Source organism: Flavobacterium sp. CSZ (assembly GCF_015350725.1).
Classification (GTDB): domain Bacteria; phylum Bacteroidota; class Bacteroidia; order Flavobacteriales; family Flavobacteriaceae; genus Flavobacterium.
In genome coordinates this window covers 412,878-421,489 of record NZ_JADKPQ010000002.1, presented here as the reverse complement: position 1 = coordinate 421,489, position 8,612 = coordinate 412,878, and the positions used below count along the sequence as shown (strand labels likewise).

Here is an 8,612-nt window from a genome sequence, read left to right as displayed (position 1 = left end):
TCTGCGTTATTGCGGTTGCAAAGATAGTACAGAATTTCATTTCTGCAAGCGTTTTGCTAAAAAAAATTAAATATATTTTTAAATTATCAGCCAAAGTTTTGTTTTTCAACTAAATATGTAGTCAATATTTTTTCAAAATTATCGCCAACATTCACCGGAACGTACTTAATTTGGTTCTTTGCACAAGTCAATGATAGTTTTTTAAAGTACTCCTCTGCCCTTTTTTCATACTCTGCTTTTACGTTATCAGCAAAAATCGATACTTCTTCGCCCGATTCTAAGTCAATAAACTTTCGTGGTGTATTGTCAAAGTCAAATTTTAGCTCTGTTTCATTGTCTACCACATGAAACAAAACTACTTTGTGTTTGTTGTGTTTAAGATGTTGCAAAGCGTTAAACAGCTTCTCATCATCTTCAGACTGGAACATATCCGTAAATATAATAATCATAGAACGGCGATGCATTTTCTCGGCAATTTGATGCAGATACGTAATAGTGTCGGTTGTTTTTTTGACTTTTGGCTGTTCTAATAATTGCTCTAGTTTATTGAGCAGCATTCTATGATGGCGATCACTTCCTTTTTCAGGAGCGTAATATTCGTAACTGTCTGAGAAAACGCTTAAACCCACAGCATCGCGTTGTTTCTTCAAGATATTCATTAAAACTGCCGATGCTAAAACCGCAAAACCAATCTTCTTTTCATAAAAAGGCTGACCTGATTTAAGTTCCGGATAATGCATCGATGACGAATTGTCGACAATAAGGTGGCATCGTAAATTGGTTTCTTCCTCAAAACGTTTCGTATACAAGCGATCTGTTTTAGCGAATAATTTCCAGTCGATGTGTTTGGTACTTTCTCCGGCATTATACACTTTATGTTCCGCAAATTCCGCCGAAAACCCATGAAACGGACTCTTGTGCATTCCGGATATAAAACCTTCTACAACCTGATTTGCCAGCATTTCGAGATGCTGAAAACTGGATACTTTCTCTATTTCCGATTCGATTTTCATTCGGTTTCTTTTTTAATATTTTGTGCGCGGTATAAACCGTCTGTCGCCTGCAACAGCTTTCGTTTTAATATCGGACTAAAATTAGGGTTTTCTTTTAAGAATCGCTGCACTTCATCAAAAGCATATTTCGATGAATATTTCCCAATCGTATTATTCAGCCAGTCTTTCGGGAAGAAAATATCTCCCGTACGCTGAATTTCCTCCACCAAATCTAATGAAAACCTGATATATTTTTGAGCACTTTCCTTACGCAACGGATGATTGATATTTGCCAAACCTACAGCAACCCAGGATTCTTTCTCCCTATTTTCATCGTCTTTTAATGATTTTACAAAAGCATCACGAACCGACTCGTCTTTTGATAAAGATGGCAGCAAAAACTCAAATCGCTTTTGTTTGTCCGGATTTGTGATCGTTGTTCTGGCTTTATTCAGAATTTCATCGGCTTTAGCATGTTTAAATATAGCCAGATTCATGGCCATATTGGTATAATCGTCTTCGTTTAATTTCAAGCTTTGAATCACTTTTTCTTTATTCCATAACGAATATAATTTGGCTTTCGCCGAATTGGAATACGCAATCGAACTGAATAAATTAAATAAAGTCTTTTTGATGTTGCTTGATAAATTGGCTTGTAAACGTTTGTACAAAACATCTTCCAATTGTTTCTGCGCTTTGTTTTGTTGTTTTTGAGTTAGAAATTTCCAAAACACATTACTTGTCTGATTGGTAATTACCTTCAGAACCAATTCGTTTTCTTCCTGCTGGATTCCTTTTATAAAACAATCAAAAGCTTTGCTTGGAGCAACATTTCCCGTTAAGGTATTTTCATAAATATTGATATACGTTGACGCTCTTGCTACCTCATCTTTCAAAGTCAAAACAGATTCTAAATTATTACCGTTAAGCGGAAAAACGCCGTAACCAAAACCATTATAATTGTAAATGATACTAAGCGGTTTTTCAAGTCCAATCGCTTCTTTCAGTGATAAATTCCTGTCTTTTATAGTAACACTAAGTACTTTTACCTTATCAGAATATACCAAACCAATATCAAAAATCTGAGGCCACACATTATCCGATTTGCCTTCTGCCTCTTGCCAAATTTCAAACGATAAAATTCGGTTTTGAGCATCGTATTTTATCTGATTATTAAAAATCGCTCTTCCATATTTATTCACCCAAACTTCACTCCACTTTTTCATGTCAAGTGGTGTTTCGGCATCCAGAATTTCGACCAGATTATTCCAGTCAGCATTATCATTAGCGTATTTTTTAATGTATTTTTCGATTCCTTTCTGAAAAGCTGCCGCCCCCATCGAAGCTTCTAACTGGCGCATCATAATAGGTGCTTTGTTGTAAATAATGGCTCCATAAAGCGAACCTGCGTCTTTTAAATTCGCTAAATGTTGTTTTATAGGATGCGTGCCCAACGAACGATCTTCCGCGTAAGCATTAGGATAATGCGCTGTTAGAAACTGTAAATTATGATTGACTTTCGGGAAAATCGGGTTCATGATTTTGTCTGCCATAAAATTGGCAAACACCTCTTTCATCCAGACATCATCAAACCATTTCATAGTAACTAAATCCCCAAACCACATATGCGAGGTTTCATGTGCAATCAGTTTAGCGCGATCTAATTTCTCGCTGTCGGTTGAACTATTATCCAAAAACAAGGTCGATTCCCGGTACTGAATCACCCCAACATGTTCCATCCCGCCATATTGAAAAACGGGAATCGAAGCAAAATCCAGCTTTTGAAAAGGAAACTTATAATTGGTATATTTTTCTAAAAAGTCTACGGATTGTTGGTGTAATCTAAAAATAGTATCTACACTTACCCTGAATTTCTCTGCATTATTTTCGCGATACAACATCGTCATTTCTCTATTTCCCGGTTGCTGCGTTACCGTTTTGAATTTCCCTGCAACAAACGAAAATAAATAGGTGCTCATTTTATCTGATTCACCAAAAGTATAACTTGTAAAATTTCCTTTTTCTACTTCCTCTTTTACATCGGCTCCAGCCAAAACGGTCCAGTCTTTAGGAACCGTTAAACTCAATTTATAAGTTGCTTTTATATCGGGCTGATCTAAACATGGGAATAAAGTGCTCGCGCGATCCGGAACTAATAAGGTATAAAGAAAATCATCATTTCTGTTTAAAGACAAATTTCCTGCTATAAACGAAATCGCAACTGTGTTTTTTCCTAAAATCAAGTCTTTAGCAGCAATAACAATGTGCCCTTTCTCATGAACAATGGCAATAGTTTTGTCATTAACCTGAATTGATTTTATGTTGGATGTTTTCTCTTTAAAATCTAAATACAAAGGCTGACTTAAATCAGATAAAGTCACATACAGCTTCAAATCTGATTTGATATCTTCCGCTTTTTGATTCGGAATTTCGAATTCCAAATCATATCGAATATCTGAAACCTGTTTTTTTCGAAAAATAGCCAATTGCTCTGAAACACCATTTTCTAAAAGAAGATTTTCATTTTGTTTCGATTGAGAAAAACCAATTGTAGTAAATGCAAGAACACAAAGAAAGCTGTAGAAAATTTTCATTTTTAAAAGAATGTTAGATCTGTAAAAATAAAAAAAGTTTGCCAAGAATTTCACGAATTAACACGAATTAAAATTCTTTTTGCCACAGATTAAAATGATTTTTTTTAATCTGTGTAAATCATTTATCCCGATAGCTATCGGGAGTGGCAAGCTTTTTAAATGTGTTATTTCAAAATTATCTTGGCTGAGCATTTACCTGAGTTACCTGCATAGTAGTAATTTTCCATATAGCATTCTGTTTTTCGAAAACTGCCGTAATAAATTTACTGTTTACAGTTCCTTTTTTAACCACTCCTCCTGGAACAACATAATCTTCTTTTGCCGTTAAAGTTTCTTTTATATGTGCATAAGCCGCATTTTCAGATAAAAATTTAACATCTATCCATTCCAATTTTATCGATGTTGGTTTTATACAACATTCGTTAATATGAGAAAACTGAGTCATTATTTCCTCTTTTCCTTTCCAGTACATTCCTAGAAAATTAATTAAAACAGCATCTTCACTAAAAGCCTGAGAAAAGGATTTCATATCATTTTTATTCCAGTCTAATTCCTGTTGCTGAATAATTTTTTTAAGTACTTCATCTTTGTTCTGAGCTAAAACAATTGTAGTGCTCAACATTACAATTAATAAATATATTGCTTTCATATTCAATTATTTAAAGTGACTAATTATCTAAAAAAAGGTTATCAAATTTACGTTAATTTCTAAAAAAAAGTCTGACTATTGCCAGACCTTTTCCAAACATACTAATTCTAACTATCCAAAAATAAAATTATTGAGTTTGCTGAAATTTAAAAGTTATATCTCCTGCATAATACGTATTGCGCGCATTGGTTGGAAAAATAGTTTCTGCAGCCGTACTTGAAATATATGCATATCCTGTAATTATGATATTTCCTGCCGTAATAGGATACGTCGCAGCAGATCCGTCAGTTTTTGTTCTGTTGATCCAATCGTCGCTGTTTACGGTAAAAAAGTATTCTTTATCTTTTGTAAGCGCAATTGGATTGATTGCTTTTTCTACGGTAACATTTGCGGTTGGTACATTTATCGTTTCAGATTTTATAACCGTTTTGGTCGCCGCATCCCATAAAGTGATTCTTAAAGCAGCATTTACATCTGGAATTTTTACCACCAAAGCATTTATTTTACCCGTTACTGTAGGTTTAAAACTGAAACCGTATTCGTAAATTCCTGAGTTTTTTACATCGACTGCTTTCTGGCTAAATCCTGAACCGGCCATATAAGCATCAAGAGGATTTTCTTCGTTATACTTAACGGTATCTTCTTTATCATCATCGCTGCTGCAGGAAATGGTTAATAATGCAACGGATAAAATCGTAAAAATGGTTTTTAAAGTTTTCATAATAATATAGTTATTTGATTATTCTTTCGTTCAATAAATTATTTTTTATTCTTTTTAAATTATAGTTGAATATTAAAATGAGCGCACACTTCTTGGTAACTCATTTTAGCATAATCCGGTTTTGCAGTTTTTGATGTTGCAGCCGCAACGCCACCCGGAATCAAAATATAGCGCCAGCTAAGTGTTGTTGGCAGATTCACAGTTCCTCCTGCGTCATGTCTGAATCTGAACAGTTTGATTTTCTTTACTGTAGAAATAGCAGTAATTGTATTCACAAATCCGCCAGCAGTTGATGTATAAGGCAGTGTATAAGTACCTGACCCAAAAGACACATAAACCAATATGGTTCCTTTTGCAAGGATATCTTCTGATAGTTCCGGCGCATTAATCGATGTAGACATTCCTGAAGTTCCATCTATTGTTTCTGCAGCTGCTGTTGGCGCCGTTAGCCACGCACTATAGATAACATTTGCTGTTCCTGTTGCTCCGGCCGGACCTGCTTGTCCGTCAACTCCGTTTACTCCGTCGGTTCCGTCATCGCTGCTGCATGAAATGGTAGAAATGGCAACTAATAAAATAGTAAAAATGGTTTTTGAAAATTTCATAATAATTTTGGTTTTAAATTTGGCTAAATGATTCGTATTTAATTCAATAACATTATTTTTGCAATAATCAAATGATCGTAAAAGAGTATTTCTTTTTATCTGATGACTGAATTACAAGACAAATTTCCAGGATTAGAATGGGCGGAAAAACCACTAATAGACGAACAACATTTTAAATAGACAGACGACATAAATTCCAGATAAATGACCAAAAAATACACTTGTATTATTATCGACGATGACGAAATAGACAGACTTACGGTATTATCGTTTGCCAAAAAGTTTCCTATTCTGGATATTCTGGGTGTTTTTGAGTCGGCTGAAGACGCGCTTCCGTTTATCGAAAAAGAAAAAGTCGATATCTTATTTCTGGATATCGATATGCCAGGCTTGAACGGAATTGAGTTTAGAAAAAAAGCATTAGAAATTCCGGTTTGTATTTTTATAACCGCACATCCTGAACATGCCGTAGAAAGTTTTGAGATTGAAACATTAGATTTTATCGTAAAACCATTGAAACTGGATCGATTTGCACAAACCGTAAGCCGTATCGAAGAATTTATGGAAATCAAACTCAAAGCATCTCTTTTTGAAGCCAGTATTGGCGGCGATACCATTTATATCAAAGAAGGTCACGAACAAACAAAAGTCAAATTGCATGAGATTTTATATCTCGAAGCACTAAAAGATTATACACTTGTTATAACCGATAAAAAAAGACATTGCGTTTTATCGAGTATTGGCAATTTGCTGAAAGAAGATCACTTTCAGTCTTTCATCAGGATTCATCGAAGTTTTGCGGTTCAGAAACAATTTATTCAAAAGATAAATTCAACCGAAATTATTCTGAACAACAACATAGCTATTCCTGTGGGAAGAAGTTATAAAGAGAACTTAAACCTGTTCTCATGAAAAAAATGCGGTTTTTGTTTTTATTATTTATCAACTTGACTGTTTTTGCACAGCAGGAACCTATTTTGGCAAAGTATAAAACCCAACCAGAAAAACTAAAAGCCTGGCTAAAATATACCAATGAAGTTTTGGATGCCGAAGATTATCCTAAACTCATCATCGCCGCCCAAAAAGGAATTGAACTTTCGAAAGATCAGCTCGCTTATAAATCAAGGTTTTATTTCTTAAAAGGAAACGCTTATGAATTCAATAATAATCAGACCAAAGAAGCGTCTGTTAATTATGAGCTTGCCTTAAAATTTGCGCAAAAAGCCAGACATCTTAAAAACGAAACTTCGACTTTGATGCGTCTTAGCTATGCCTATTATGCACTAAATGAAACTGCGAAAAGAAAAGCATTAATCGAATACATTAAACAAGTTCTTGACACCACAAAAAGCACGTACACAAAATCTGTACTATACGGAAGTCTTGGCGAATATTATCTTGATAATGCCCAATACGAAACCTTTATTAGTTATCAACTACAAGCCATTAACTATAAAAAACTGCTCAAAAAAACGGTAGCCAACTATGAGACCATTGGTGTATCGTATAGCCAGATTGCGGCGGCTTATACCAAAATGAAACAATTTAATAAGGCCATTGAATACCTTAATTATGCCCAGCCTTACATCAAAACTTCGCCTTATATCAGCGCTTTTTCCTGCAACTATTATCTGCAATGTTTTGTTCCTTTAAAAAACCTCGACAGCATTCAAAAATATTACAACTTAGCTTATACTTTTCCGTCTAAAAAAGATTCTTTATTCCTTAATTTAAGTTTTGCCAATAGAAGCGTATCTGAATATTACGCCAATGCAGGCCAAATAAATACTGCATTTGGTTATGCTAAAAATGCAGTTGTATTAGGAAAAAAATCTAATGATCAGGATATAATCATGGAAGCTAACGCCGTAATGGGAAGAATTTTATATGAAAAAGGAGACTATAAAAAGGCGATAGAAACCTTAAAAAAAGCTTCGAAAAATGCTTTGACCTACGATAAGGAATCCTTTGTAAATATTAATAAAAAACTATCTCAAAGTTATGCCGCATTAGGACTTTGGAAAGAGGCTTTTTATTATAACGAAATCTACAGTAAGTCGAATGACGAAATGATGCAGGAATCGGCGAAACAAAATATTGCCAATGCCGAGGCACGTTACCAAAACAAAACGAAAGGACAGGAAATAAAGAATCTTTCGACTCAGAACACGCTTAAAAATATTCAGATTGACGAAGCGAAGAAACAACGCATCTTTCTAATTTCAGGATTAATTCTCGTTGGTATTATTGGATTATTATTGTTCAAACAAAACCAAAACCGAAAGAAAACCAATCAGAAATTACAGCTTTTGAATCAGGAACTCGACGAAGCCAATAAAATAAAAGCGCGATTCTTTAGTATTTTGAACCATGATTTACGAAGTCCTGTTTCGAATTTAATTCACTTTCTACATCTTCAAAAAGAAAACCCCGAATTGATTGATGAAGAAATGGCAGCACGAATGCAAACCAAAGTCATTACCGGAGCCGAAAATTTATTATCCTCTATGGAAGACATTCTATTATGGAGCAAAGGCCAAATGGAAAACTTCAAACCTCATTTTAAAGAAATTCCAATAGCGGTTTTATTCGAAGAAACTCAAAAGCATTTTTCAGGCATAGAAAATATTCAGATTTCATTTGAAGATCCCGAAAACATCATGCTAAACACCGATGAAAACTACCTTAAAACCATCATCCGAAACCTCACCGGAAACGCCATAAAAGCCCTCGACAAAACCCCAAACGGAAAAATAATCTGGAAAGCCTGGCAGGAAAACGAAGTTCAACATCTCTCCATTTCAGACAATGGTCCAGGCGGAACTCAGGAACAATTCAAAGCCTTATACGACGATTCAGAAGTAATAGGCATCAAATCCGGTTTAGGATTGCACTTGATTCGTGATTTGGCTACAGCCATCAATTGCAAAATCGAAGTCAATTCTCAGCAAGATTCAGGAACTACCTTTACGATAAAAGTTTGCCACTAATTTCACGAATTAGCACGAATTAAAATTCAGTGCGTTTTTTTCTGCCACAGATTAAAATGAT

Annotated in this window: 7 protein-coding genes; 2 read left to right on the top strand and 5 right to left on the bottom strand. The window is 34.7% G+C overall.

Features of this window, described 5'->3' with window-relative positions; genetic code table 11:
• Positions 1-86 precede the first annotated feature (86 nt).
• From IRZ78_RS03990 to IRZ78_RS03970, 5 genes are all read right to left on the bottom strand, one after another.
• Positions 87-1,013: a DUF58 domain-containing protein gene (locus tag IRZ78_RS03990; protein WP_194615281.1), complete on the bottom strand. Its 927-nt coding sequence runs from the start codon at positions 1,011-1,013 to the stop codon at positions 87-89.
• Positions 1,010-3,586, bottom strand: a complete 2,577-nt coding sequence (locus tag IRZ78_RS03985) for a M1 family aminopeptidase (RefSeq protein ID WP_194615280.1) — start codon at positions 3,584-3,586, stop codon at positions 1,010-1,012. Before IRZ78_RS03985 ends, IRZ78_RS03990 begins: the two co-directional genes overlap by 4 nt.
• A gap of 175 nt (positions 3,587-3,761) precedes the next feature.
• A complete protein-coding gene (locus IRZ78_RS03980) occupies positions 3,762-4,235 on the bottom strand; it encodes an SgcJ/EcaC family oxidoreductase (protein WP_194615279.1) in 474 nt (157 codons plus the stop codon).
• Positions 4,236-4,362: 127 nt separating this feature from the next.
• Positions 4,363-4,956 carry a DUF4082 domain-containing protein gene (locus tag IRZ78_RS03975; protein WP_194615278.1) on the bottom strand — a complete coding sequence of 198 codons (594 nt, stop codon included), beginning with the start codon at positions 4,954-4,956 and terminating at the stop codon, positions 4,363-4,365.
• Between the two features lie 59 nt (positions 4,957-5,015).
• On the bottom strand, positions 5,016-5,561 hold the full coding sequence (locus IRZ78_RS03970; protein ID WP_194615277.1) for a hypothetical protein: 546 nt from the start codon (positions 5,559-5,561) through the stop codon (positions 5,016-5,018).
• Between the two features lie 204 nt (positions 5,562-5,765).
• Here IRZ78_RS03970 and IRZ78_RS03965 point away from each other — a divergent pair, with 204 nt between their 5' ends.
• Both IRZ78_RS03965 and IRZ78_RS03960 read left to right on the top strand, forming a co-directional pair.
• On the top strand, positions 5,766-6,473 hold the full coding sequence (locus IRZ78_RS03965) for a LytTR family DNA-binding domain-containing protein (RefSeq protein ID WP_194615276.1): 708 nt from the start codon (positions 5,766-5,768) through the stop codon (positions 6,471-6,473).
• Positions 6,470-8,551 carry an ATP-binding protein gene (locus tag IRZ78_RS03960; RefSeq protein ID WP_194615275.1) on the top strand — a complete coding sequence of 694 codons (2,082 nt, stop codon included), beginning with the start codon at positions 6,470-6,472 and terminating at the stop codon, positions 8,549-8,551. Before IRZ78_RS03965 ends, IRZ78_RS03960 begins: the two co-directional genes overlap by 4 nt.
• Positions 8,552-8,612 lie beyond the last annotated feature (61 nt).